Source organism: Massilia sp. 01N410, from assembly GCF_056399665.1.
This window is the reverse complement of the sequence record NZ_JBFTRV010000001.1, coordinates 14,891-38,352: the sequence shown is the minus strand read 5'-3', so window position 1 is coordinate 38,352 and position 23,462 is coordinate 14,891. Positions and strand designations below refer to the sequence as shown.

At 64.5% G+C, this 23,462-nt stretch carries 24 protein-coding genes; 3 read left to right on the top strand and 21 right to left on the bottom strand.

Translation table 11 applies throughout. The features are described from left to right. Window positions 1-177: 177 nt before the first annotated feature. The 13 genes from AC1DOP_RS00190 to AC1DOP_RS00130 form a co-directional block, all read right to left on the bottom strand. Window positions 178-450, bottom strand: coding sequence for a glutaredoxin family protein (locus tag AC1DOP_RS00190; RefSeq protein ID WP_442121541.1), 273 nt, complete (start codon window positions 448-450; stop codon window positions 178-180). Between the two features lie 6 nt (window positions 451-456). Continuing rightward, window positions 457-1,926, bottom strand: a complete 1,470-nt coding sequence (locus AC1DOP_RS00185; RefSeq protein WP_477248993.1) for a DegQ family serine endoprotease — start codon at window positions 1,924-1,926, stop codon at window positions 457-459. Window positions 1,927-2,064: 138 nt separating this feature from the next. Then, window positions 2,065-2,355: a sigma-E factor negative regulatory protein gene (locus AC1DOP_RS00180; RefSeq protein ID WP_477248991.1), complete on the bottom strand. Its 291-nt coding sequence runs from the start codon at window positions 2,353-2,355 to the stop codon at window positions 2,065-2,067. Window positions 2,356-2,423: 68 nt separating this feature from the next. Next, window positions 2,424-3,026 carry an RNA polymerase sigma factor RpoE gene (gene rpoE, locus AC1DOP_RS00175; RefSeq protein ID WP_442124678.1) on the bottom strand — a complete coding sequence of 201 codons (603 nt, stop codon included), beginning with the start codon at window positions 3,024-3,026 and terminating at the stop codon, window positions 2,424-2,426. Window positions 3,027-3,068: 42 nt separating this feature from the next. Then, a complete protein-coding gene (locus tag AC1DOP_RS00170) occupies window positions 3,069-3,521 on the bottom strand; it encodes a protein YgfX (protein WP_477248989.1) in 453 nt (150 codons plus the stop codon). A 99-nt stretch (window positions 3,522-3,620) separates the two neighbouring features. Beyond that, the gene (gene fabF / locus AC1DOP_RS00165; RefSeq protein ID WP_442124676.1) at window positions 3,621-4,865 is read right to left on the bottom strand and encodes a beta-ketoacyl-ACP synthase II; all 1,245 of its coding nucleotides are present in this window, start codon (window positions 4,863-4,865) and stop codon (window positions 3,621-3,623) included. Between the two features lie 25 nt (window positions 4,866-4,890). After that, the gene (acpP, locus tag AC1DOP_RS00160) at window positions 4,891-5,130 is read right to left on the bottom strand and encodes an acyl carrier protein (protein ID WP_036168404.1); all 240 of its coding nucleotides are present in this window, start codon (window positions 5,128-5,130) and stop codon (window positions 4,891-4,893) included. A 127-nt stretch (window positions 5,131-5,257) separates the two neighbouring features. Continuing rightward, the gene (gene fabG, locus AC1DOP_RS00155; protein WP_477248986.1) at window positions 5,258-5,995 is read right to left on the bottom strand and encodes a 3-oxoacyl-ACP reductase FabG; all 738 of its coding nucleotides are present in this window, start codon (window positions 5,993-5,995) and stop codon (window positions 5,258-5,260) included. A gap of 49 nt (window positions 5,996-6,044) precedes the next feature. Further along, window positions 6,045-6,998, bottom strand: coding sequence for an ACP S-malonyltransferase (fabD, locus tag AC1DOP_RS00150; protein WP_442124674.1), 954 nt, complete (start codon window positions 6,996-6,998; stop codon window positions 6,045-6,047). 31 nt (window positions 6,999-7,029) lie between these two features. Continuing rightward, window positions 7,030-8,016, bottom strand: a complete 987-nt coding sequence (locus AC1DOP_RS00145) for a beta-ketoacyl-ACP synthase III (RefSeq protein WP_477248983.1) — start codon at window positions 8,014-8,016, stop codon at window positions 7,030-7,032. 2 nt (window positions 8,017-8,018) lie between these two features. Next, window positions 8,019-9,059, bottom strand: coding sequence for a phosphate acyltransferase PlsX (plsX, locus tag AC1DOP_RS00140; RefSeq protein WP_442124672.1), 1,041 nt, complete (start codon window positions 9,057-9,059; stop codon window positions 8,019-8,021). A 202-nt stretch (window positions 9,060-9,261) separates the two neighbouring features. Then, the gene (gene rpmF, locus AC1DOP_RS00135) at window positions 9,262-9,444 is read right to left on the bottom strand and encodes a 50S ribosomal protein L32 (protein ID WP_036168414.1); all 183 of its coding nucleotides are present in this window, start codon (window positions 9,442-9,444) and stop codon (window positions 9,262-9,264) included. Between the two features lie 217 nt (window positions 9,445-9,661). Continuing rightward, complete coding sequence (locus AC1DOP_RS00130; protein WP_442124671.1) at window positions 9,662-10,159, bottom strand: YceD family protein; 498 nt, start codon at window positions 10,157-10,159, stop codon at window positions 9,662-9,664. 170 nt (window positions 10,160-10,329) lie between these two features. Between AC1DOP_RS00130 and AC1DOP_RS00125 the strand changes: the two genes are divergently transcribed. Both AC1DOP_RS00125 and AC1DOP_RS00120 read left to right on the top strand, forming a co-directional pair. After that, entirely contained in the window at window positions 10,330-10,950 is a 621-nt protein-coding gene (locus AC1DOP_RS00125; RefSeq protein ID WP_477248980.1) for a Maf-like protein, read from the top strand. An 18-nt stretch (window positions 10,951-10,968) separates the two neighbouring features. After that, window positions 10,969-11,718, top strand: coding sequence for an SAM-dependent methyltransferase (locus tag AC1DOP_RS00120; protein ID WP_442124669.1), 750 nt, complete (start codon window positions 10,969-10,971; stop codon window positions 11,716-11,718). A gap of 68 nt (window positions 11,719-11,786) precedes the next feature. Here AC1DOP_RS00120 and AC1DOP_RS00115 read toward each other — a convergent pair whose 3' ends face one another. The 3 genes from AC1DOP_RS00115 to aceA all read right to left on the bottom strand — a co-directional run bounded on the left by AC1DOP_RS00115 (window position 11,787) and on the right by aceA (window position 15,855). Beyond that, complete coding sequence (locus tag AC1DOP_RS00115; RefSeq protein ID WP_442124668.1) at window positions 11,787-13,064, bottom strand: EAL and HDOD domain-containing protein; 1,278 nt, start codon at window positions 13,062-13,064, stop codon at window positions 11,787-11,789. 151 nt (window positions 13,065-13,215) lie between these two features. After that, on the bottom strand, window positions 13,216-14,388 hold the full coding sequence (locus tag AC1DOP_RS00110) for a 23S rRNA (adenine(2030)-N(6))-methyltransferase RlmJ (RefSeq protein ID WP_442124667.1): 1,173 nt from the start codon (window positions 14,386-14,388) through the stop codon (window positions 13,216-13,218). 168 nt (window positions 14,389-14,556) lie between these two features. Continuing rightward, entirely contained in the window at window positions 14,557-15,855 is a 1,299-nt protein-coding gene (gene aceA, locus AC1DOP_RS00105; RefSeq protein ID WP_477248977.1) for an isocitrate lyase, read from the bottom strand. A 512-nt stretch (window positions 15,856-16,367) separates the two neighbouring features. Between aceA and AC1DOP_RS00100 the strand changes: the two genes are divergently transcribed. Continuing rightward, window positions 16,368-16,949 carry a PEP-CTERM sorting domain-containing protein gene (locus AC1DOP_RS00100; protein ID WP_477248975.1) on the top strand — a complete coding sequence of 194 codons (582 nt, stop codon included), beginning with the start codon at window positions 16,368-16,370 and terminating at the stop codon, window positions 16,947-16,949. A gap of 106 nt (window positions 16,950-17,055) precedes the next feature. Here the strand turns inward: AC1DOP_RS00100 and clpB are convergent, their stop codons facing one another. From clpB to AC1DOP_RS00075, 5 genes are all read right to left on the bottom strand, one after another. Next, complete coding sequence (gene clpB / locus AC1DOP_RS00095; RefSeq protein ID WP_442124664.1) at window positions 17,056-19,671, bottom strand: ATP-dependent chaperone ClpB; 2,616 nt, start codon at window positions 19,669-19,671, stop codon at window positions 17,056-17,058. 126 nt (window positions 19,672-19,797) lie between these two features. Beyond that, complete coding sequence (locus AC1DOP_RS00090) at window positions 19,798-19,929, bottom strand: hypothetical protein (protein ID WP_477248973.1); 132 nt, start codon at window positions 19,927-19,929, stop codon at window positions 19,798-19,800. Window positions 19,930-20,010: 81 nt separating this feature from the next. Further along, a complete protein-coding gene (gene crcB, locus AC1DOP_RS00085; RefSeq protein WP_477248971.1) occupies window positions 20,011-20,382 on the bottom strand; it encodes a fluoride efflux transporter CrcB in 372 nt (123 codons plus the stop codon). Then, window positions 20,379-20,852 (bottom strand): molybdopterin synthase catalytic subunit MoaE, encoded by a 474-nt coding sequence (gene moaE, locus AC1DOP_RS00080; protein WP_477248969.1) that lies wholly within the window; start codon window positions 20,850-20,852, stop codon window positions 20,379-20,381. The genes crcB and moaE overlap by 4 nt, the downstream gene beginning before the upstream one ends. Beyond that, on the bottom strand, window positions 20,849-23,446 hold the full coding sequence (locus tag AC1DOP_RS00075) for a DUF349 domain-containing protein (RefSeq protein WP_477248967.1): 2,598 nt from the start codon (window positions 23,444-23,446) through the stop codon (window positions 20,849-20,851). The genes moaE and AC1DOP_RS00075 overlap by 4 nt, the downstream gene beginning before the upstream one ends. Between the last annotated feature and the right edge of the window lie 16 nt (window positions 23,447-23,462).

Genomic DNA, 23,462 nt, shown 5'->3' with positions numbered 1-23,462 from the left:
ATCGTGCGCGGCAATACGAAAAAAGCGCTTCGTCGGGGTTTCTTTGCCGTCCCCGGGCGAGCGCTTTCATCAAGCGGAGAATCCAAGCCGTGCATTTTACCGGATTTCAGGTCAGAAAGCCCGGTTTCTGGGGGGATGGCTCCCATTTCCGGGGCGACGCCACCCCATATGGGGACGTCAGGCGGCCTGCACCAGCCCCAGGTGGCGCCGCAGGGCGGCTTCGTCGAGGAAGTAATGGCAGATCTCGGGGCCGGCGGGATCGCCGCCGAACAGCACCGGCACCAGCTCGTCGAAGCGCTCGACCAGGGCCGGATCGGCATCGACGTCGATCACGTCCACGCTGCAGGCCAGGCCCTCGCGCGCCATGAAGGCGCGCAGGGCGTTCAGCAGGTCTTCGCACAGGTGACAGTAACTGCGCGAGTAGAGGGTGAAGCGGAAGGTCTCTGCCATGTTTCCTTACTGCCGCGGCTTGATCACGACGTAGCTGGTGGCGTTGTCGCGCCGTACCAGCAGGGCGACGGGCTTCTTCGGGTCCAGCTTGGCCACCAGGCCGTTGAACTGGGCCGCGGTGCCGACCTCGGCATTATTGATCTGCAGGATCAGGTCGCCCGGCTGGATGCCGGCGGTGGCGGCGCGGCCGTCGGCAAAGTCGACCAGCACGCCCGACTCGAGCTTGAGCTCGCGCTTCTGGGCCGCGCTCAGGTCGGACACCTGCAGCCCCAGCGCATTGGTCGACTGGTCCGGCGCTTTCTTTTTCGGCTGGACCTTGGCGCTGGCCGCCTGCTCGTCCTGGAGCTCGACGATGGTGACCGGCAGCTCGATCTGGCTGCCGCGGCGCCAGACGGTGACGGTGGCGCGGCTGCCGACCGCGCTGCCGCCGACCTGGCGCGGCAGGTCCGAACTCTTCTCGATGTCCTTGCCGTTGAATTTCAGGATGATGTCGCCAACCTTGATGCCGCCCTTCTCGGCCGGACCGCCCGGCTCGACCATGGCGACCTCGGCGCCGCGCGCGCGGCCCAGGCCCAGCGATTCGGCGACGTCGCGCGTGACCTCGCTGATCTGCACGCCCAGGCGTCCGCGCGTGACCTTGCCGGTTTTCTTGATCTGGTCCGCGACCCGCATCACCTCGTCGATCGGCACCGCGAAGGAGATGCCGTTATAGGCGCCGGACAGGGTCGCGATCTGCGAGTTGATGCCGATGACCTCGCCGCGCATATTGATCAGCGGCCCGCCCGAGTTGCCGGGATTGACGGCGACGTCGCTCTGGATCAGCGGCAGGTACTCGCCGGTATCGCGGGCCTTGGCCGAGATGATGCCGGCGGTGACGGTATTCTCCAGGTTGAAGGGCGAACCGATCGCGATCACCCATTCGCCGACCCGGATCCGGTTCGAGTCGCCGATCCGCAGCGACGGCAGGTTGCGCGCATCGACCTTCAGCAGGGCGACGTCGCTGCGCTTGTCGGCGCCCAGCACCTTGGCCTTGAACTCGCGGCGGTCGGTCAGGGTGACCGTGACCTCGTCCGCGCCCTCGACCACGTGGGCATTCGTCATCACATAGCCGTCGTCCGAGACGATGAAGCCGGAGCCGACGCCGCGCTGAACCTCCTCTTCCTGGGGCTGCTGCGGGCTGCTGCGTCCGCCACGTCCGCGCGGCGGGATCTGGCCGCCGAAGAAGCGGCGCAGGAATTCCTGCATCTCCTCGTCCGGTCCGCCCTGGCCGAGGCGCACGCGCTCGGTGGTGCGGATATTGACCACCGCCGGGCCGACCTTGTCGACCAGGTCGCTGAAATCGGGCAGGCCGGTGACGGGAGGGGTGACGACGGGCGCTGCGGCGGCAGCGGCGGCCTGGACGGCCGGAGAGAACATCAGACTCGCGCCCACAAACATGAGGGCCGACAGGATCGTGCTTCCAGTTTTGCTTGTCATGGGATGGATGGGTGTTCAGGCTTGAATTGATGTAATGGTAAGCCAAAATACCAATGCTGTCGCCACGGTACGGGCTCATGGGCCCGAGCGCCGCCCGGGCCGTAGCCGGCGCCGCGGGACCGGGCGCGGCGGCGGGATTCAGCGCGGGGCGGCGACCGCAGTGCCGCCGGCGGGCTCGGCGGCGCCGGCCGCGCGCCTGGTCGGCAGCGGCTCGGCCGCCAGCCGCGCCGCCAGCTTCTCCTCGAAGCCGGACGACAGCTCGGGCGTGGCTTCGGCGCGCAGCAGGTCGCCGATACGGTGGAAGGTATCCCAGGCTTGCTGGCCCTCCGGTCCGCCCAGCGCGGCCATGGCCAGCTCCTGGTCGGCATCCGGGGTTTCGCCGTCCATCAGGGCGGAGATGTATTCGCGGTTTTTTTTGTTCGTGTCCATCTTGGTTCCATCTCGTCGGAGTCAGATCCTCATTCAAGAGCGCATGACGCTCCACGCTGCATCGCTATCTACCGACGTTTGTCAGCCGGATTATCGAGCAAGGGCCTCAATTTCTCGGCAATCACTTCGCGCGCCCGGAATATCCGGCTACGCACCGTACCGATTGGACACGCCATCACTTCGGAGATTTCCTCGTAGCTCAAGCCTTCGATTTCGCGCAGGACGATCGCGGTCCGCAGTTCCAGCGGCAGCGCCTCCATGGCGGCATTCACCGTGAACGCGATCTGCTTGCTGGCCAGGACGGACTCTGGTGTATTAATGTCTCGCAAGCTGTCTGCGTCGTCAAATCCTTCCGCACGTTCGGCGTCGGCTTCCGTCGAGGTCGGTGCCCTCCTGCCTTGCGTGACGAGAAAATTTTTTGCCGTATTAATTCCTATCCGGTACAGCCAGGTATAAAACGCGGAATCTCCGCGGAAATGGCGCAGTGCGCGAAAGGCCTTGATAAAGGTTTCCTGCACCACGTCTTCCGCTTCGGCCGGATCGTGCACGAGGCGCGACACCAGGCGCATCAGCCGGCGCTGGTATTTGGACACCAGCAGGTCGAACGCCCGGCGATCGCCAGCCTGGACGCGCTCTACCAGCAGTTGATCACACTCGCGCTCGGTTGTCACTGAACGTCCTTGTTGCTTAAGAGTTGGCCCGCTGCAATAAGTTCATTGGCGCCGCCCGATCGCCAGCACCGCCACCGACAGCGCCCGCCAAGTGCCCGGCCCGACACTGTCGCGCCACACCGGCAGGACGTGCACGCGGGAACCTTCATCCCTGAAGCGCAGCAGCATCAACAGCGGCCAGACGACGGAGCCCGGCAACAAGGCCACGCCCAACTGGGCTGCGGCCGGCTTGCGCAGCCCTTGTTGTACCGTCAGGACCACCTCGCCAGTTCCAGAAATATCAATCCGGTGCGTCTTTGCCCGGCCCGACCCGGCATGCAACAGCACGGCGCCGGAAGCTGCCAGCACGAGGGCCTGCAGCATGCCGGCGTGGAAGCGTGCGGGCGTGGTCAGGCCCACCGCGAAGGCCGCGGCGAACAGGGACAGGCCGGCGCCGAACAGCAGGCATCGATGGATGCGCGACGGCCTGACGATGGCGGATACCGCTATCGACATGGGCGATCAGCTAAGGATGGATGGGAACGCCGAGATGACAAAAAGCCCATCTCCTTGGACAGGAGATGGGCTTTTTTGGTTCAACCTGGATGGAGTCGGTCAGACCTTGGCGAAGACCAGGGTACCGTTGGTACCGCCGAAACCGAAGGAGTTCTTCACCGCGTAATCGATCTTCATTTCGCGCGCCGTGTTGGCGCAGAAGTCCAGGTCGCATTCCGGATCCTGGTTGAAGATATTGATCGTCGGTGGCGAAACCTGGTTGTGGATCGCCAGCACGGTGAACACGGACTCGAGGCCGCCGGCGCCGCCCAGCAGGTGGCCGGTCATCGACTTGGTCGAGTTGACCACCAGCTTGCCGGCGTGGTCGCCGAAGGTGCGCTTGATGCCCTTCACTTCAGCGACGTCGCCGACCGGGGTCGAGGTGCCGTGCGCATTCACGTAATGCACCTGGTCCGGGTTGATGCCGGCGTAGTTCATTGCCGACACCATGCAGCGCGAGGCGCCACTGCCGTCCTCGAGCGGAGCGGTGATGTGGTTGGCATCCGCGCTCATGCCGAAGCCGACGACTTCCGCGTAGATCTTCGCGCCGCGGGCCTTGGCGTGTTCGTACTCTTCGAGCACCATCACGCCGGCACCCTCGCCGAGCACGAAGCCGTCGCGGTCGCGGTCCCAGGGACGCGAAGCGGTAGCCGGATCGTCATTGCGCGACGACAGCGCACGAGCCGAGGCGAAGCCGCCCAGACCCAGCGGCGAGACGGTCGACTCGGCACCGCCGGCGATCATCACGTCGGCATCGCCGTACTCGATCAGGCGCGCTGCCGCGCCGATGCAGTGCAGGCCGGTGGTGCAGGCGGTGACGATCGCCAGGTTCGGGCCGCGCAGGCCGAACTTGATCGACAGGTCGCCCGAGATCATGTTGATGATCGAGGCCGGCACGAAGAACGGCGAGATGCGGCGCGGGCCGCGGCTGTCGTACTCTTCCTTGGTCGCTTCGATCAGCGGCAGACCGCCGATGCCCGAACCCACCATCACGCCGATGCGGTCGGCGTTCTGCTCGGTGACTTCGATACCCGAATCCTGCAACGCCTGGATACCCGCGGCCATGCCGAAATGGATAAAGGTATCCATATGGCGGCCTTCCTTGCCGGGCAGGTAGTCCTCGACGTTGAAGTTCTTCACTTCGCCCGCGAAACGGGTCGAAAAAGGCGTTGCGTCGAACCGGGTAATGTTGCCGATACCCGATTTTCCGGCCAGGGCGCTTTCCCACGCTTCGGCAATGGTGTTACCGATCGGGGAAATGCAACCCAGGCCAGTTACGACGACACGACGGTTGCGTGAACTCAAGCGTATCTCCTGAATTACTGAAAGCTTAGGCCTTGACGTGCGCTTGTGCGTACTCGATGGCTTGACGAACGGTGGTGATCTTCTCGGCCTGCTCGTCCGGGATTTCCATTTCGAATTCGTCTTCCAGTGCCATCACCAGTTCAACGGTGTCCAGCGAATCAGCGCCGAGGTCGTCAACGAACGAGGAATCGATTTTGATGTCTGCTTCGGCAACGCCCAGTTGCTCAGCGACGATTTTTTTAACGCGTTGTTCGATATCCGACATGTTATGGCTCCATTAGGTATGTGTTTCGGAAAGTGCGCGCATTTTATCAGGGTTTGCGCGTTGAAAAACTATTTTCAGCGTTTGACGCTAATTCGGCTGAAACTACTGCTAAAAGATGAGATCTGGCTTAATTCATGTACATGCCGCCGTTCACGTGCAGGGTCGTGCCCGTGATGTAAGCAGCTTGCGGACCTGCCAGGAATGCCACCGCGTGGGCGATGTCTTCCGGGCTGCCCAGGCGGCCCAGCGGAATCTGGCCCAGCAGGGCTTCGTGCTGGGATTCGCCCAGGGCCTTGGTCATGTCGGTATCGATGAAGCCCGGCGCCACGCTGTTGACGGTGATGTTACGGCTGCCGATCTCGCGCGCCAGCGCGCGGCCCATGCCTTCCACGCCGGCCTTGGCGGCCGCGTAGTTCACCTGGCCCGGATTGCCGCTCGAAGCGACCACCGAAGTGATGTTGATGATGCGGCCCTGCTTCGCCTTCATCATGCCGCGCAGCACGGCGCGCGACAGGCGGCCGACGGCGGTGAGGTTGGTGGCGATCACGCTGTCCCACTCCTCGTCCTTCATGCGCATCGCCAGGTTGTCCTGGGTGATGCCGGCATTGTTGACCAGGATGCCGATGCTGCCGACGTTCTTGCTGACCTCGTCGATCAGGGCCGCGCACTGGGCGGCGTCGGTGACGTTCAGCACCATGCCTTTGCCGCCGAATTCGGACAGGTAGGCGGTGATGGCTTCGGCGCCGGCTTCGGTGGTGGCGGTGCCGACCACTTTCGCACCCTGGCGCGCCAGTTCGAGGGCGATGGCCTTGCCGATGCCGCGCGATGCGCCGGTAACGAGGGCGACTTGGTTTTGCAGATTCATGCTAATCCTTGGCTTTGATTGCTCTTATTCGGGCTCTGACCCCGTGGTTTCACTGTGCCTTAATTGCTGCCAGCACGCGCTCCAGCGACTCCTGGTCGACCAGGGCTTCGCCGGCCAGCGCCGGGTCGATGCGCTTGGCCATGCCGATCAGGGTCTTGCTCGGCGCGCACTCGATCACCTGGGTCACGCCGTCCGCCGCCATCTTCTGCATGGTCTCGACCCAGCGCACCGCGCCGGCGGCCTGGCGCACCAGGGCGTCCTTGATCGCGGCAGGATCGTGCAGGATAGCGACGTCGACGTTATTGATCAAGTCGATCCGGGGCGCATGGAAAGTCAGGTTCGCCATGTAGTCGCGCAGGCGGTCCGAGGCCGGCTTCAGCAGCGAGGAGTGGAAAGGCGCCGACACCGACAGCTTCATGGCGCGCTTGGCGCCCTTGGCCTTGGCGATGTCGCAGGCGCGCTCGACCGCGGCGGTGTGGCCGGCGATCACGATCTGGGTCGGCTCGTTGAAGTTCACGGCTTCGACGACTTCACCCGCATTTAAAGCCCCACCTTCGGCTTCGGCGCAGACTTCGCGCACCACATCGGCCTGCAGGCCGAGGATGACGGCCATGCCGCCCTGCCCCACCGGCACCGCGTCCTGCATCGACTGCGCGCGGAAGCGCACCAGCGGCACCGCGTCCTTGAAATCGATCACGCCCGCGGCCACCAGGGCCGAGTACTCGCCCAGGCTGTGGCCGGCGACGACGCTCGGGACCGGGCCGCCGGCCGCGATCCAGGCGCGGTACACGGCCACGGCCGCGGTCAGCATCACCGGCTGGGTGTTGGTAGTCAGGTCCAGTTCTTCCTTCGGGCCTTCGGCGATCAGCTTGCCGAGGTCCTGGCCCAGGGCTTCCGACGCTTCGGCGACGGTCTGTTCGACGACCGGATTGCCGGCGAAGCCGTTCAGCATGCCGACGGCCTGGGCGCCCTGGCCCGTGAACAGGAATGCGAATTTGCTCATTAAGGAGTCCTCCTCTTTGTTTTTATCGTGCTTACATGCGGGCCAGGACAGCGCCCCAGGTAAAGCCGCCGCCCACGCCTTCCATCAGGATGTTGTGGCCGGGCTTGATGCGGCCGTCGCGCACCGCCTGGTCGAGCGCCAGCGGGATCGATGCGGCCGAGGTATTGCCGTGTTCGTTGACGGTCACGACCATCTTTTCAAGCGGCAGGCCGAGCTTCTTGGCGGTGCCGTTCATGATGCGGATGTTGGCCTGGTGCGGGATCAGCCAGTCGATTTCCGAGGCCGGCATCTTCGCGTGCTCAAGGGCCTCGTTGGCGACCTTTTCCAGCACCGTCACGGCCAGCTTGAACACCGCCTGGCCATCCATGTACAGGTATTTCTGGCCGGAGATCGCGGCACTGGCCGGATTCGTCGGGCCGCACAGGATGTCGCCGTGGCTGCCGTCGGCATGCAGCTTGACCGCCAGCACGCCCGGCTCTTCGGAAGCCGTCATTACCACCGCGCCGGCGCCGTCGCCGAACAGCACGCAGGTGCCGCGGTCGTTGAAGTCGAGGATGCGCGAGAACACTTCGGTGCCGATCACCAGCACGTTCTTCGCATTGCCGGCCTTGATGAAGGCGTCGGCGGTCGACAGCGCGTAGACGAAGCCGCTGCAGACGGCGGCCACGTCGAATGCGGCGCCGTTGTTGCGGATGCCCAGCTTGTCCTGCACGATGCAGGCCGTGCTCGGGAAGTTGCCGTAGAAATCGGGGGTCGAGGTGGCAACGATGATCAGGTCGATCTGCTCGGGCGTCAGACCGGCCGCCTCGAGGGCCTTGTGGGCCGCCTTCACGCCCAGGTCGGACGCGCTTTCGTCGGCGGCCGCATAGTGGCGCGCCGAGATGCCGCTGCGCGACACGATCCACTCGTCCGAGGTCTCGATGCCCTTGGCGCCCAGTTGGGCGGCCAGGTCGTGGTTGGTGACGCGCTGGGCCGGCAGATAGCTGCCGGTACCGATGATTTTGCTATACACAGTCATTATTAGCCCTGCTGAATGGTGGAGCCTGGCGCTTGCGGGTCAGGAGTGCGTGGCATCAGCTCGGTGATCATCGCCGACAACTGTTCCTGCACATTGTTTTGAGCCGCATTATAGGCCCGTTTAATTGCCCACTCGAAAGCAAATGCATTTGCACCGCCGTGGCTCTTGAACACCAGGCCCTTCAGGCCCAGCAGGCCGGCGCCGTTATAGCTCTCCGGGTTCAGCTTCTTCAGCGACTTGCGGGCCAGCAGCGCGCCCAGCTTGGACATCGTGGTTTCCATCAAGGTAGCCTTGAAGAAGCGCGACAGGCCCTCGACCGCCTTCAGGGTCACGTTGCCGACGAAGCCGTCGCAGACGATCACGTCGACCGTGCCCTTGAAGATGTCGTTGCCTTCGACGTTGCCGTGGAAATTCAGGATGCCGCGCTCATGGTCGGCGCGCAGCAGTGCGGCGGTCGCCTTGACCGCTTCGGTGCCCTTGATTTCCTCGGTGCCCACGTTGAGCAGGCCGATACTGGGACGACGCCCTTCCATGGCCTCGAACAGCACGGCGCCCATGATGGCGAACTGGTGCAGGTGATGGGGTTCGCAGTCGACGTTGGCGCCCAGGTCCAGCATATAGGTCGGACTACCCTTCTGGTTCGGCATGATCGAGCAGATCGCCGGGCGATCGACGTCGGCCATGGTCTTGAGGACGTAGCGCGAGATCGCCATCAGGGCACCGGTATTGCCGGCCGAGACGCAGACGTCGGCCTTGCCGTCCTTGACCAGCTCGATCGCCACGCGCATCGAGGAATCCTTCTTGCGGCGCAGTGCGACTTCGATCGGATCGTCCATCGCCACCACTTCGGTGGCGTGCCTGATGCTCAGGCGCGGGCTGGAGTCGGCGTGATGTTTCTTGAGTTCGGCGCGCACCTGGTCTTCCAGGCCGACCAGGATCAGTTCGGCTTCGGGTTGGTGCTTGAGGAAGGCGAGCGCTGCCGGAATGGTAACTGAGGGGCCGTGATCGCCGCCCATGCAGTCAATGGAGATTGTAATTGTCATTTTTCGGGAAGAACCGCGCTGCCTCAGGGTCGGGCGGCGGCGTGTCCTGGCGCGGCGGCATGCCGGACGGACTCAGCGGGATCGAAAACGACGGCATACACGGCGGACGTGCAACCGGTATCAATATCGCAAAAGAGAAAGCGGCGCCACGCACTCTTCATACGTTGCACCGCTTTCATGGAACAAAACAGCAAGACGCCGATTACTCGTCGTTCTTGGTCTTGATCACTTTGCGACCACGGTAGAAACCGTTCGGGCTGATGTGGTGACGCAGGTGGGTTTCACCGGTGGTCGGCTCGACGGCCAGATTCGGTGCAACCAGGAAATCGTGCGAACGGTGCATGCCGCGCTTCGACGGGGACTTCTTATTCTGCTGAACTGCCATGATGACTCCTAAACATAAGTTCTAAAATTCTAACACAATCGACTTGCAATTACATGCGCATCGAGTATCCCAGCGGCAATAATCTACATTGCCGACATGTTTTAACGCTGCCTACATCTTGCTACCGCTGCCATACTCGACTGCTGCACGCGTTTGACACGTTTTTTGCGCGCCCAAATACCTTCTCGGCATCCACGGCACAAATACTTCCACTATTTTATTCTGATTTGAGGCTCTTCAGTGCCGCGAACGGCGATACCTTTTCGGACTTGATGGAGTCCATCAGCTTGGTATCGGGGCACACCTCATGCTTCGGTGCCTGCGGCAGGGCCAGCAGGGCTTCATCTTCCAGCAACTGCATGATATCGCAGGCATGGCTGCCGACGATCACATCGATGCTTTCATCGTCGAGGATTTCCTCGATCTCGTCCGCATCTTCGTCGTTCTTGCCCAGCACCAGCATGGTCGACGAATCGATGCCGTAGCCGAACGGCGCCAGGCAGCGCTGGCAGACCAGTTGCACGGTGCCGGAGACGGACAGCGTCATCGACGGATAACCCTGCCTGGTCTGGCCGCCCTGGATCGCCCAGGCGATCTGGCCGGACGGGTCGGTGCACTCGGCTGCCAGGCGGGGCATCTCTGCCACCGGCGTGACACCTTCCTTATAGCCGTTGTTCCGACAAAATTCAAAAGCGTCGATGACAAAAGCGCTCATTTGGAAAAGCTTCCCCGGAAAACCTGCGATAATAACAGGCTTCTTCCCGCTCAGTCAAAGAATCCGTGCATTTTGTGAGGTCCCTGTCGGCATGACCGCACAAGTCATCGGATTTGCTTGCCGGGGAGGCCTATCTATTTGTTTTGCTTATGAATATTCGACCGGCCGACATGTTACCAAGTTCCGCTCATTGCCGTGATCCTGTGCGCCTGATCCTCGCTTCCAGCTCCGCTTACCGGCGCGAATTGCTGTCCCGGCTGGGCCTGCCCTTCGAGGCGATCGCACCGGACATCGACGAGACGGCGCTGCCGGGCGAAGCGCCCGAGGAAACCGCCCTGCGCCTGGCGCGCTCGAAGGCCGCCGCCATCGCCGGAAAGCATCCGGGGGCGCTGGTGATCGGCTCGGACCAGGTCGCCACGCTGGACGGCGAACAGATCGGCAAACCGGGCGACCATGCGCGCGCCCTGGCCCAGCTGCAGAAGATGCGCGGACGCCGCGTGACCTTCCACACCGCCCTGTGCCTGTGGGATGGCCGGCTGGCGCCAGAACAGGCGGCCCGGGTCGAGAACGTGCAGGTCTTCGTCACTTTCCGCGACCTGCCCGACCACGAACTCGACGCTTACCTGCGCATCGAGCAGCCCTATGACTGCGCCGGCAGCGCCAAGAACGAAGGACTCGGCATCGCCTTGCTGGAACGCATCGACAGCAGCGACCCGACCGCCCTCACCGGCCTCCCGCTGATCGCCCTGACAGGCATGCTGCGCCGCGCGGGCGTCCGCTTCTTCGAATAATAAATAACAAGAAACCCCATGCCAGGCATTCTCTACCTGATTCCCAATACGCTCGGTCCCACCGAAGCCAATCCCCGCGCCCTGTCCCACGTCCTGCCCGAACAGGTGCAGGACATCACGTCGAAGCTCGAATATTTCGTGGCGGAGAACGCGAAGACGGCGCGTGCCTTTCTGAAACTGGTGGCGATCGACCACCCGCTGGCGCGCCCCCTGCAGGAAATCAAGATCTCGGAACTCAACGTGAACACGCCGCCGACGGCCCTTGCCGCCCTGCTGGCGCCGCTGCTGGAAGGCCATGACGCCGGCCTGGTGTCCGAAGCCGGGGTGCCGGCGGTGGCCGATCCGGGCGCGGACCTGGTCCGCCTGGCCCACCAGCACGGCATCACGGTGCGGCCGCTGGTCGGCCCGTCTTCGCTGCTGCTGGCCGTGATGGCGAGCGGCCTGAACGGCCAGAGCTTCGCCTTCAACGGCTACCTGCCGCTTGAACCCGCCCAGCGCACCAAGCGCATCCAGCAGCTGGAACAGCGCTCGCGCGCCGAGAAACAGACCCAGCTGCTGATCGAAACGCCCTACCGCAACGCCGCCATGCTGGAAGCCCTGGCCGGCGCCTGCCAGCCGGGCACGCTGATCTGCGTGGCGACCGACCTGTCGCTGCCCAGCGAATCGGTGCGCACCCTGACGGCGGCCAAATGGAAGGCCGCGCTGGCGGCGAACAAGGGGCCGGACTTCCACAAGAAGCCGACCGTGTTCCTGCTGCTGGGACAATGAATAGCTAGAGCGTCGACAAGCCCTCAGGGCAAGGCGGTGCAACGCCGCCATGAGGGTTTGCCGACGCTCTAGTGCTGGCGTGAATCGGCGCCGAGGCCGCGCACCCAATCGAAAGCGGCCAGCTCGATCTCGCGGATCTGCTTGACGGACAGGCCCAGCCTGTCGATGGCGCGCTTCAAGGCGCGGCCGCATTGCTTCCCTTCCAGTTCCTCGGCCACGCTCAGCATGGCGCCATAGTCGCCGCTGCGGTCCAGCAGCGCCGCCCTCACTTCCTGCGAGACGTCGACACGGTTCAGGATGCGGTCCATCGGCAGCGACAGCAGCGCATCCATCAGGGACATGATGCCGACCGTGAAGGCGGTCTCGGCGCCGGCGACGTCGTCCGGGCGCAGGGTCTGGCTCATCAGTTCGAGCAGGCGGCCGCGCGTGGTCGCCATCTGAAGCAGCGGTGAATTCAGTTCGACCCGGCCGTCCGGCGCGCTGTACAGCAGGATCTGCAGCCAGCGCTGCAGCTGGCTGCGGCCGAGCTGGTGCAGGGCCTGGGACACCGATTCAATGTGGCGGTCGGGACCGGCCGCACGGCTGTTCACCAGGCGCAGCAGATTCAGGCTCAGCAGCGCATCGCGCTTGACGGCGGCCTCGATGGCGGCGCTGTCGGCATTCGAGCCGATCAGCTCGAGCAGGCGCAGCACCACCAGTTCGGACGGCGAAATCTTCTTGCCCGACAGGATGGCCGGACGCGCGAAATAATAGCCCTGGAAGTATTCGAAACCGAGCTCGAGGCAGAGGCGGAATTCCTCCACGGTCTCGACCTTCTCGGCTAACAATTTCTGCGGCGCATCGCGCAAGCTGTTGGCCAGGCAAGTCAGCTCTTCCCGGCTGATGCCTTTCAGGTCGACCTTGATCACGTCCACGAGATCGATCAACTTGCTAACCTGCTCGGAATGGCCTATAACATCGTCGAGGGCGAACTTGAAGCCGAGCTCCTTCAACTCCCGCACCCGCGCCAGCACCTCGGCGTTGGGCTCGACGGTTTCGAGAATCTCGAGGATCACGCGGTCAGGCGGCAGGAAGCGGACGAAGTCGCTCTTCAGCACTACTTCGTCGACATTGACGAAGGCGAGCTGGTCTCCCACCACCTGTTCCATGCCCAGCTGCGAAGCGTGGGCGATGACGGTGGCGGTCGCGGCGGCATAATCGGTCAGTTGCGCGTCCTCGTGCTCCGGGGCGGCGCGAAACAGCAGCTCGAACGCAACCAGTCTCTGGTCGCGCCCGAGTATGGGCTGGCGCGCCAGAAAGAATTCATCGGACGGCATGGACGTGACTGCCGTTGCATCCGCGTGCATCGTAAAAACTCCTGAAATCAATTTCGGCACGCAAATGCGAGCCGGAGCCGAGGCAGGGCCCCGGCACCACTTCGACTATACTACAGAGTCGGAGTCTTTACATTTCGACATCGTATCAAATCGTTACGGCGCGGGACTCGGCCGCGAACGCTTAGCTGCCGCTGCCTGGCTTACGTTTATTGCTTCGAGCGGCCGATTTGTTCTGGTCAGCGTAGCGAAATGCGGGCACGCGTTTCTTTGCCGGCGCCTCGGCAGGCTGGGCCGGGCGACCGCCGGCAAGCTCCTTGCCGGGCGCGCCGCCTTCGCGCTTGCGCGGCCCGTCGCCGAAGGGCTGGCCCGGCAGGCGCAGGCTGCCGGCGCCCGACAGCGGGCTGGCGCGGCGGGCATTGCCGACCGGCTTGCGCGGACCGGCCTCGACGCCGCGCGCCAGGGCTGTCCCCGTGACCTGGTTGCCCTTCTCGATGCGGAAGGTGGCGCCGCCGTCCTGGCCCAGCACCTGCACCAGGTAGGGCATGGTCTCGCGCAGGGTCGCTTCCAGCGTGTAGGGAGGATTGAGGATGAACATGCCGCTGCTGTGCATGCCGGTGCCGTCCGGACCCGGCGTCGCCACGGTCAGGGTCACGTGCAGCCACTCCTTGGCCGGCAGGCGCTTCAGGCGATCGGCGAACTGGCGCGATTCCATGCGCTGCAGCACCGGATACCAGACCGCGTAGATGCCGGACGGGAAACGGCCGAGGGCTTCGTCCAGCGCATCGCGCACATGCTTGTAGTCGAGCTTGACTTCATAGGGCGGGTCGATCAGGACCAATGCGCGGCGCGAAGGTGGCGGCAGCAGGGCTTTCATGCCCTGGAAGCCGTCGGCATGGTCGATCAGGATGCGGCGGCCGCGCGCACGCTCGCCCTGCTCCGCCTTGTGCGCTTCCAGCTTGCGGAAATTTTCCACCAGCAGGCGGGTGTCGGCCGGGTGCAGTTCGAACAGGCGCAGGCGATCCTCGGGGCGCGCGACCTGCTCCGCCACATAGGGCGAACCCGGGTAGTAGCGCAACTTGCCGCTCGGGTTCATCCCGCGCACCAGGTTGACGTAATCCGCCAGCGCCGGCGGCAGGTCGTCGCGCTCCCACAGGCGCGCGATGCCGTCCAGGTATTCCCCGCTCTTCACCGCCTGGGCACTGTCGAGCGCGTACACGCCGGCACCGGAATGGGTGTCGATATAGGTATAGGCCACGTCTTTCTGGTTCATGTACTGGTGCAGCTGCACCTGTATGAAGTGTTTCAGGACGTCGGCGTGGTTACCCGCGTGGAAGGCGTGGCGGTAGCTGAACATGGCAATTCCAAGGATGAGGCAAGAAAGCCGCCATTATCGCCTAGATGCGTGCACCGCCCCAAAATTAAAAAAACCGCAGCGCCTTGTGAGCGCTGCGGCTGCCACCGCGAACAACGGAGGAAACTAATTCAAAGCGTTCAACGAAGCCATGAGGGCTTTTGTTGGACGCTATGCGACTTTCTTTTCGTCGAAGAACTGCTCATCCTCGGTCGAGCCATGCAGGGCCGTCGTCGAGCTCTGGTGCTGCTGGATGGTCTGGGTCACGGCATCGAAGTAGCCGGTGCCGACTTCGCGCTGGTGCTTGACCGCGGTGAAGCCCTTCTCGGCGGCGGCGAATTCCGCTTCCTGCAACTCGACGAAGGCCGACATGCCGCGGCGCGCATAGCCGTGCGCCAGGTTGAACATGCCGTAGTTCAGCGAGTGGAAGCCGGCCAGGGTGATGAACTGGAACTTGTAGCCCATCGCGCCCAGCTCATTCTGGAACCTGGCGATGGTGGCATCGTCCAGGTTCTTCTTCCAGTTGAAGGACGGCGAGCAGTTATAGGCCAGCATCTTGCCCGGGAATTTTTCGTGGATGGCCTCGGCGAAGCGCTTGGCGAAGGCCAGGTCCGGCTTGCCGGTTTCGCACCAGACCAGGTCGGCGTAAGGCGCATAGGCCAGGCCGCGCGAGATCGCCTGCTCGACGCCCGGCTTGACCCGGAAAAAGCCCTCGACGGTGCGCTCGCCGGTGCAGAAAGGCTGGTCGTTGGCGTCGACGTCGGAGGTCAGCAGGTCGGCCGCCTCGGCATCGGTACGGGCCACCAGGATGGTCGGGGTGCCCATGACGTCGGCCGCCAGGCGGGCCGCGTTCAGCTTCTCGACGGCTTCGCGGGACGGCACCAGCACCTTGCCGCCCATGTGGCCGCACTTCTTGACAGAAGCAAGCTGGTCTTCGAAGTGGACGCCGGCGGCGCCCGCCTCGATCATCGACTTCATCAATTCGAAGGCGTTCAGCACGCCGCCGAAACCGGCTTCGGCATCGGCCACGATCGGTGCGAAGTAATCGATGTCGTCCTTGCCTTCCGACCACTGGATCTGGTCGGCGCGCTGGAAGGTATTATTGATGCGCTTGACGACCATCGGCACCGAGTTGGCCGGATACAGCGACTGGTCCGGATACATCTCGCCGGCCAGGTTGGCATCGCCCGCCACCTGCCAGCCGGACAGGTAGATCGCCTTCAGGCCGGCTTTCACCTGCTGCATGGCCTGGTTGCCGGTCAGCGCGCCCAGGGCGTTGACGTAAGGCTCGTTATTGATCAGGTCCCACAGCTTCTCGGCGCCGCGGCGCGCCAGCGTGTGATCGATCTGCACCGAGCCGCGCAGGCGGACGACGTCCTCGGCCGTGTAATTGCGGACCACATGCTTCCAGCGCGGATTGGTCTCCCATTCCTGCTTGAGGGCGGCGATTTGCTGTTCACGAGTTGCCATGCTGTTCTCCCGATGATGAATGATGAAAGCTGAGTTGGTAGGAAGCTTCGTTACCGATATCTTAGGCCTGCTTGTGCGCAGCACCAATACTCTTATATAAGACACAGGATTATTTTTATTTCCTTATTTATCAACCGCTTATATATTAAATTTCATGATACGAAAACAAATTTCTCAGAATGGAAGCTGGTGAGCCTGTATTTTTTGTGCAATTTTCATATCCGCGAACAGGATTTCGTATCATGAAAAATCGCTGTCGAACATGGGCAGCGGCAGCCAGACCGGCAGCGGTTCGTCGACCACGCCGGCCAAGGTACCGGAACCGCACAGCATCGCCCCGCTGCAGGCTTTAATTTCCCGTCAATATATTTGTTACATAGGCTGAGTTAGCTGATTAACAGAGACCATCGCCCACTCCCCCTACGCTGGGTTGGCGGACTCATCCGTACCGCCGGCCCGTTCGCAGGACGCGAAGTGCCGGCACCCGCGATACAAGGCAAAGGAGAAAGTAAGTGAATACGCTCCGAAAGACGCTGCTTTCATCACTGCTGGCGCTGGGCGCCGTCGCCTCGGCGCAGGCCGGGACGCTGGAATACCAGGGCGTCACCTTCACGTCGTCCTGGACGGACAAGGTGCTGACCCTCGAAATCGACGCCGCCCACCGCACCGGAGACTGGGCCAGCGCCACCACCATCGGCGCCCTGCAACTGAAGGACATCGGCCGCTTCGACAACGTGACCCTGACCTCGGCCCCCGGCGGCGCGGCCAGCTGGACGCTGTCGAGCAACGAGCTGAACGCGAACGGCTGCGCCGGCGGCGCCCATATCGGCGCCAGCCTGTGCTTCTCGGGCGACCGCGTCGCGCTGTCGGACGACATGGTCTTCAAGTTCACTTTCAACGGCGGCGCCACCGACTTTTCCTCGCCTCACGTGAAGGTCAACTTCTACGGCGGCGATGGCGGCCGCAAGGTCGGCAGCCTGCTGTCGGAGAATATTCCGCTGGCGCCGGTGCCGGAGCCGCAGACCTACGCGATGATGCTGGGTGGCTTGGCGGTGATGGGGGCGATGGCGCGGCGGCGCAGGACCAGGCGTTAAGGTCAACTTGGGTTCCCGCCTTCGCGGGAACGACGGTGCAAGCGCCAACAAAAAAACGCCCTGCCCGGTTACCCGGACAGGGCGTTTTCACATCCTGCGCAGCAGATTACTTGGCCAGCTCCACCGTCGGCTCCTCGCCGAAGGTCAGCTCGCTGCCGTTGACGCCCACGTGGATCGTGTCCTTCGGCCCGAAGCGGCCGGACAGGATCGCCTTCGACAGCGGATTCTCGATCTGCTGCTGGATCGCGCGCTTGAGCGGACGGGCGCCGTACACCGGGTCGAAGCCGGCTTCCGCGATCTTCTGCAGGGCGGCCTCGCTGATGTCCAGGCGCATCTCCATCTTCTCGAGGCGCTGTTCCAGGCCGGCCAGCTGGATCCTGGCGATCGCACCGATGTTCTTCTCGTCGAGGGCGTGGAAGACCACGATCTCGTCGATCCGGTTGATGAACTCGGGGCGGAAATGTCCGCGCACCTCGGCCATCACGGCCAGCTTGACCACCGCCGGCTCGTCGGTGTCCATCGACTGGATCTTGTTCGAACCCAGGTTCGATGTCATCACGATGACGGTGTTCTTGAAGTCCACCGTGCGGCCCTGGCCATCGGTCATGCGGCCGTCGTCGAGCGCCTGCAGCAGGACGTTGAACACGTCCGGGTGGGCCTTCTCGATCTCGTCGAGCAGGATCACGCTGTAGGGCTTGCGGCGCACGGCTTCGGTCAGGTAGCCGCCCTCTTCATAGCCGACATAGCCCGGCGGCGCGCCGATCAGGCGGGCCACCGAATGCTTCTCCATGAACTCGCTCATGTCGATGCGGATCAGGGAGTCCTCGGTATCGAAGAGGAAGGCGGCCAGTGCCTTGCACAGCTCGGTCTTGCCGACGCCGGTCGGGCCCAGGAACATGAAGGAGCCGTAGGGACGGTTGGGGTCGGCCAGGCCGGCGCGCGAACGGCGGATCGCGTCGGACACGGCTTCGATCGCCTCGTCCTGGCCGACCACGCGCTCGTGCAGCTTCTCTTCGATGTGCAGCAGCTTGTCGCGTTCGCCCTGCATCATGCGCGCCACCGGGATGCCGGTCGCGCGCGAGACCACTTCCGCGATCTCCTCGGCGCCAACTTGCGTGCGCAGCAGGCGCGGCTTGTCGGCATCGGCCTCGGCTTTTTCGCCGGCGGCTTCCGCTTCCTTCAGCTGGCGCTCCAGCTCGGGCAGGCGGCCGTACTGCAGCTCGGACACCTTCTGCCAGTTGCTCTGGCGCTTGGCTTCCTCCATCTGCAGGCGGATCTGCTCGATCTCTTCCTTGATGTGGGTCGTGCCCTGCACCGCGGCTTTCTCGGCCTTGAGGATTTCCTCGTAATCGTTGTACTCGCGCTCCAGGCGGGCGATCTCGTCGTTGATCAGCTCGAGACGGCGCTGCGAAGCCTCGTCGGTTTCCTTCTTGACGGCTTCGCGCTCGATCTTCAGCTGAATCAGGCGGCGGTCCAGCTTGTCCATCACTTCAGGCTTGGAGTCGATCTCGATCTTGATCTTGGATGCGGCTTCGTCGATCAGGTCGATCGCCTTGTCGGGCAGGAAGCGGTCGGTGATGTAGCGGTGCGACAACTCGGCCGCGGCGATGATCGCCGGGTCGGTGATCTCGACCTTGTGGTGCAGCTCGTACTTTTCCTGCAGGCCGCGCAGGATGGCGATGGTCGCCTCCACGCTCGGCTCCTCGACCATGATCTTCTGGAAGCGGCGCTCCAGCGCGGCGTCCTTCTCGACGTACTTGCGGTACTCGTCCAGGGTGGTCGCGCCGATGCAGTGCAGCTCGCCGCGCGCCAGCGCCGGCTTCAGCATATTGCCCGCATCCATCGCGCCCTCGGCCTTGCCGGCGCCGACCATGGTGTGGATCTCGTCGATGAAGACGATGGTCATGCCCTCGTCATGCGCGAGTTCCTTCAGCACGGACTTCAGGCGTTCCTCGAATTCACCGCGGAACTTGGCGCCCGCCAGCAGGGCCGCCATGTCGAGCGACAGCACGCGCTTGCCCTTCAGCGAATCCGGCACTTCGCCGTTCACGATGCGCTGGGCCAGGCCCTCGACGATGGCGGTCTTGCCAACGCCAGGTTCGCCGATCAGCACCGGATTGTTCTTGGTACGGCGCTGCAGCACCTGGATCGCGCGGCGGATCTCGTCGTCGCGGCCGATCACCGGGTCGAGCTTGCCCAGGCGGGCGCGCTCGGTCAGGTCGAGCGTGTATTTCTTCAGTGCTTCACGCTGGCCTTCGGCATCCTGCGAGTTCACCGAGGCGTCGCCTCCGCGCACGGCGGCGATCGCCGATTCGAGGGCTTTCCTCGCCAGGCCGTGCTCGCGCGCCAGGCGGCCGGCGTCGGACTTGTCCTCGGTCAGCGCCAGCAGCACCATTTCGCTCGACAGGAACTGGTCGCCGCGCTTCTGCGATTCGCGGTCGGCGAGGTTCAGCAGCTGCACCAGTTCGCGCCCGACCTGGACGTCGCCGCCCGTGCCGGACACTTTCGGCAGGCGCTCCAGCAGCCCGCGCAGGGCGTTCGCCAGCGCGCCGACGTTCACGCCGGCGCGCTGCAGCAGCGAGCGCGCACTGCCGTCGTCCTGGTTCAACAGGGCGCTCAGCAGGTGCGCCGGTTCGATGTACTGATTGTCGTTGCCGACCGCCAGGCTCTGGGCATCCGCCAGCGCTTCCTGAAGCTTGGTCGTCAATTTGTCTTGCCGCATATTCTTATCCCCTAGTGGTTGGGTTGGTATTCATAATGGAACCAAGTTAGGGATGAGGCAATGGTTTTTCAAGATGCGAAAAAGCCGGCATCGACGCCGGCTTTTCCGATCCCTGCCGGCGGGCGTTCAATCGGCGATGCGGACTTCCGGTCGTGCCGGGACGGCAGCCAGGTCGCGCACGTTCTTCTGCACGATCAGCGCGCCCCATGAGGCGCCGACGAAAGTATTGCTCGGACGTGCAGGTAATGGCTGGTGCATGATGTCCTCCGGTCAAAGAAAGTATTAACTTTGCCAGATTGCAATACAGGCACATTGAGCGCAAGCACTGCGCGCGCGGTATCAGGCGATGGCACGCCAGGTAGCAAATCCCGCGATACAGCAGCCAATCGAACCCAGCAAGTGCACAGCCGAGTGCGCCAGCGCCCAGCCGTAGTAGCCGCGCTGGAGTAGCACCATCGCCTCGCCGGAAAAGCTGGAAAAGGTGGTCAGGCCGCCAAGGAAGCCGGTAATCGCGAACAGCCGCCACTCCGGCGACAGCCCCGGATAGCTGCCGAAGAAGCCCAGCAGCAGGCCGATCAGGTAGCCGCCGAACAGGTTGGCGGCCAGGGTGCCAAGCTGTATGTGTGAGTGCAATTGCCCCAGGAAAATAGTCAGCCCCCACCGCAACCAGGCGCCCAGTGCGGCGCCAAGACCAACCGCCACCCAGCTCATCGGTCAGCCCACTTCGCTTTGGCGGCGTCGTCGCTGACGCGCGCATCGACCCAGCGCGCACCCTCCGGCGTCTGTTCCTTCTTCCAGAACGGCGCTTCGGTCTTCAGGTAATCCATGATGAATTCGCAGGCGGCAAACGCTTCGCCGCGGTGGGCGCTGCTGACCGCCACCAGCACGATTTGCTCCAGCGGCAGCATCGGGCCGACGCGGTGCACGACCAGCGCGCCGTACAGGGGCCAGCGCGCCCGCGCCTGCGCGACGATCTCCTGCAGCGCGCGTTCGGTCATCTCCGGATAGTGTTCGAGCTCCAGCTCGGCCACCCGGGCGCCGTCGTTCAGGTCACGCACGGTGCCCACAAAAGTCACCACGGCGCCGATGCGCGGATCGGCCGCGCGCAGGCGGGCCACCTCCGCGCCGAGGTCGAAATCTTCACGCTGTACCCTGACTTCGTTGAACAACGCCGCCGTCATTTGCCCTCCCGGGCCAGGCGCAGGAGCAGTTGTTCGATGCGCGACGCGGTGCGGGCGTCGAGCAGGGCCGGCAGCGCGGCCAGTTCGCGCAGCTGGCTGCCTGCGCCGCTGTCTTTCTGCCCGCCCTTGTGGCCGGACTTCAGCGAGGACTGCAGCACCTCGACCTGCAGTTTGAGGCGTTCGCGGGCGAACTCGGCACCGCTGTCGATGCCGGCGCGGATCTCGGCGCGCAGCAGGTCGTGCAGCAGCTTGTCGCGGTTGCGTTCCAGCAACTGGCCGTAGGTTTCGCGCCCCTCATGCATCGCGCGCAAGGCGGCGTCGAAGCGGCTGCGCAGCGTGCGCTCCATATCGGCGTCGAGCGGCGGCAAGGCGTTCCAGCGCGCTTCCCAGTCGCTCTCCGCCGCACCCGCACCTGCCACGGCATGTTCCAGCTCCTGCACCAGGCGCAGCCTGTCGCGCAGCTGGCCTGCCTGGGCTACACCGGCGGCGCGGCGGGCGGCTTCGAGCTTCTGCTGCACCTGCGCCACTGCCGCGTGGTAGCGCTTCTCGACCCGCGCCTCATGGGCGCGCGGCACCGGGCCGATCGCCTGCCATTCGGCCGCGGCATCGCGCAGCAGCTTGCCGGCGGTGGCCGGCGTGACGTCGGCGGCGGCCGCTTCCAGGCGCACGCTGATCGCTTCCTTGGCCGCCTCGTGGGCACGGCGTTCGATGTCCGCCTCGTGCATGCTGTCCTTGCGGCGCCGGAACACTTCGTCGCAGACGGAGCGGAAGCGCTGCCACAGCGCCTGCTCGCTCTTGCGTTCGAGCGGCAAGGTGCGCGCATGCTCCTGCCAGCGCTGCTGCAGGGCGCGCATGATGTCGATCGCGTGGCGGTCGTGCGGGTCGATCGCGGCGGCTTCCTCGATGATCGCCTCGCGGGTCGCCATCTCGCCCTTGCGCTGCTCTTCAAGCGGTCCCTGCAGGGTATTCAGGGCATCGGTGAACAGGGCGTCGAGGCGTTTCTTGTCCTTGCGGTCGATGGCGCCCAGGTGGCTCCAGGCCATGCGCAGGCGCTGCACGGTGCCGGCCACGTGTTTCCACTCGGCCTCGCCGGACTGCAGGCGTCCGATCTCGGCATTCGCCTCGTCGATCAGGGCCTGGCCGCGCGCGGCGTTGGCGTGACGCTCGTCGGCGAGGTGGCGGAAGTGGGCCGCCGCCGGCGCATAAGCCGCGGTGCAGGCGGCGTCGAAGCGCTCCCACAGGCTTTTCGGGGCGGCGCCGGACAGGCTGTCGAGGGCTTTCCAGCGCTCGCGCATGCTGCCGACCTTCTTCGCCAGTTCGCTCATCGCCAGGTTTTGCGTCGGCAAGGCTTCCACGGTCTTGATCAGTTCTTCGCGCGACACATTGCCGCCCCAGCGCGCCCAGTCGGACAAGCGCTTGAGTTCGGCCCGCACATGGGCCAGGCGGTCGGACTGGGCCGGCGTCAAGCGCATGCCCTTCTCACGCGCTTCCTTCAGCGACTTGTCGAGCTCGGCCGCCGTGCCCAGCGAACCCTGCTGCAGGGCTGCCTCCATCGCATCCATGATGTCGAGGAAATGCTGATCGGCGCCACGACTGCGGCCCGGCTCTTTCGCTTCTTTCGGTTTGGGAGATTCCTTGGGCTCGCGCGGCTTGCGCGCTTCCGGCTGCGGCAGGCTCGCCAGCAGGGCGTCGAAGCGCTGCTGCAGCGCGGCCGCGGCCTCGCGGTGGGCCGGCTGCGCCAGTTGAGGCAGGCGATGCCATTCCTTGCGCAGCGCGTCGGCGTTCAGTTCGGTCACCGGCCTGGCCTGCTGCTCGGTAATGAAGGTTTCACGCGCCGCCAGCGCGGCCCGGCCGGCTTCGATTTCATGCAGGCTGGCCTGCAGCTTCTGGGCCTCGAGGCCGAATTCGGCCACCAGGCTGCGCGGCAGCGAGGGATGTTCGGCTGCCTGCAGGGCTTCGGCCTGCTCCCGGGTCAGGGCTTCCAGGCGGGCGGCCAGTTCGTCCGACGACAGCGGCTCGCCCGGCAGCCGGCGCAGCGCGGCCAGGCGGTCGATCATGGCGCGCTGCAACTGCACCTGGGCTTCCAGGCGCTGGGCCAGCGCGGCGCGCACGCCGGCAAATTCTTCCTGCAGCTCCGGGGCGGCGATGACCGTCCATTTGCGGTCGAGGTCGGCAACATGGTTGGGTGTCAGCAACTCGTCCTTGAGCAGTCCGCGCGCCTGCTCCAGCGTCGCTTCGCCGCGCCGCCGTTCCGACTCGCGATGCCGGTGGGCATCCAGGCGCGATTGCATCAGCTTGGCAACCCGGCGGTCGGTATTGCGCATCGCCGTATGGACGCGCTCCAGCAACTCGGGGCCATGGACGAATTCGGCCGCGGCCAGGCGCAGCTCGGAAAATTCGCATTGGAGGATGAATTCCACCGCGGCGGCCTCGTCGCCCTGGATCCGGCTCAGCTTTTCGGCCTGCAGCGCGCGCTGCGGGGCCGCATTGGAGCCCGACCCCGAGGAGGCCGCCTGTTCCGGTTGCGCCCCCTGTCCAGCCGGCTTGTCGCCGGGCTTGTTGTCGCCCGGCCGCTTGAATAGGAACTCGAACATGATGAAATCGCACTTC

Bases quoted from the DNA above. Each gene is read 5' to 3' on its own strand.
- fabD (WP_442124674.1), bottom strand. From the start codon at position 6,998: ATGAGCAAATTCGCATTCCTGTTCACGGGCCAGGGCGCCCAGGCCGTC.
- AC1DOP_RS00110 (WP_442124667.1), bottom strand. From the start codon at position 14,388: ATGTTCAGCTACCGCCACGCCTTCCACGCGGGTAACCACGCCGACGTC.
- AC1DOP_RS00185 (WP_477248993.1), bottom strand. From the start codon at position 1,926: ATGACAAGCAAAACTGGAAGCACGATCCTGTCGGCCCTCATGTTTGTG.
- rpmF (WP_036168414.1), bottom strand. From the start codon at position 9,444: ATGGCAGTTCAGCAGAATAAGAAGTCCCCGTCGAAGCGCGGCATGCAC.
- crcB (WP_477248971.1), bottom strand. From the start codon at position 20,382: ATGAGCTGGGTGGCGGTTGGTCTTGGCGCCGCACTGGGCGCCTGGTTG.
- AC1DOP_RS00130 (WP_442124671.1), bottom strand. From the start codon at position 10,159: ATGAGCGCTTTTGTCATCGACGCTTTTGAATTTTGTCGGAACAACGGC.
- clpB (WP_442124664.1), bottom strand. From the start codon at position 19,671: ATGCGGCAAGACAAATTGACGACCAAGCTTCAGGAAGCGCTGGCGGAT.
- AC1DOP_RS00125 (WP_477248980.1), top strand. From the start codon at position 10,330: ATGTTACCAAGTTCCGCTCATTGCCGTGATCCTGTGCGCCTGATCCTC.
- AC1DOP_RS00090 (WP_477248973.1), bottom strand. From the start codon at position 19,929: ATGCACCAGCCATTACCTGCACGTCCGAGCAATACTTTCGTCGGCGCC.
- aceA (WP_477248977.1), bottom strand. From the start codon at position 15,855: ATGGCAACTCGTGAACAGCAAATCGCCGCCCTCAAGCAGGAATGGGAG.
- fabG (WP_477248986.1), bottom strand. From the start codon at position 5,995: ATGAATCTGCAAAACCAAGTCGCCCTCGTTACCGGCGCATCGCGCGGC.
- AC1DOP_RS00190 (WP_442121541.1), bottom strand. From the start codon at position 450: ATGGCAGAGACCTTCCGCTTCACCCTCTACTCGCGCAGTTACTGTCAC.
- acpP (WP_036168404.1), bottom strand. From the start codon at position 5,130: ATGTCGGATATCGAACAACGCGTTAAAAAAATCGTCGCTGAGCAACTG.
- moaE (WP_477248969.1), bottom strand. From the start codon at position 20,852: ATGACGGCGGCGTTGTTCAACGAAGTCAGGGTACAGCGTGAAGATTTC.
- AC1DOP_RS00075 (WP_477248967.1), bottom strand. From the start codon at position 23,446: ATGTTCGAGTTCCTATTCAAGCGGCCGGGCGACAACAAGCCCGGCGAC.
- AC1DOP_RS00145 (WP_477248983.1), bottom strand. From the start codon at position 8,016: ATGACTGTGTATAGCAAAATCATCGGTACCGGCAGCTATCTGCCGGCC.
- plsX (WP_442124672.1), bottom strand. From the start codon at position 9,059: ATGACAATTACAATCTCCATTGACTGCATGGGCGGCGATCACGGCCCC.
- AC1DOP_RS00180 (WP_477248991.1), bottom strand. From the start codon at position 2,355: ATGGACACGAACAAAAAAAACCGCGAATACATCTCCGCCCTGATGGAC.
- AC1DOP_RS00170 (WP_477248989.1), bottom strand. From the start codon at position 3,521: ATGTCGATAGCGGTATCCGCCATCGTCAGGCCGTCGCGCATCCATCGA.
- AC1DOP_RS00120 (WP_442124669.1), top strand. From the start codon at position 10,969: ATGCCAGGCATTCTCTACCTGATTCCCAATACGCTCGGTCCCACCGAA.
- AC1DOP_RS00115 (WP_442124668.1), bottom strand. From the start codon at position 13,064: ATGCACGCGGATGCAACGGCAGTCACGTCCATGCCGTCCGATGAATTC.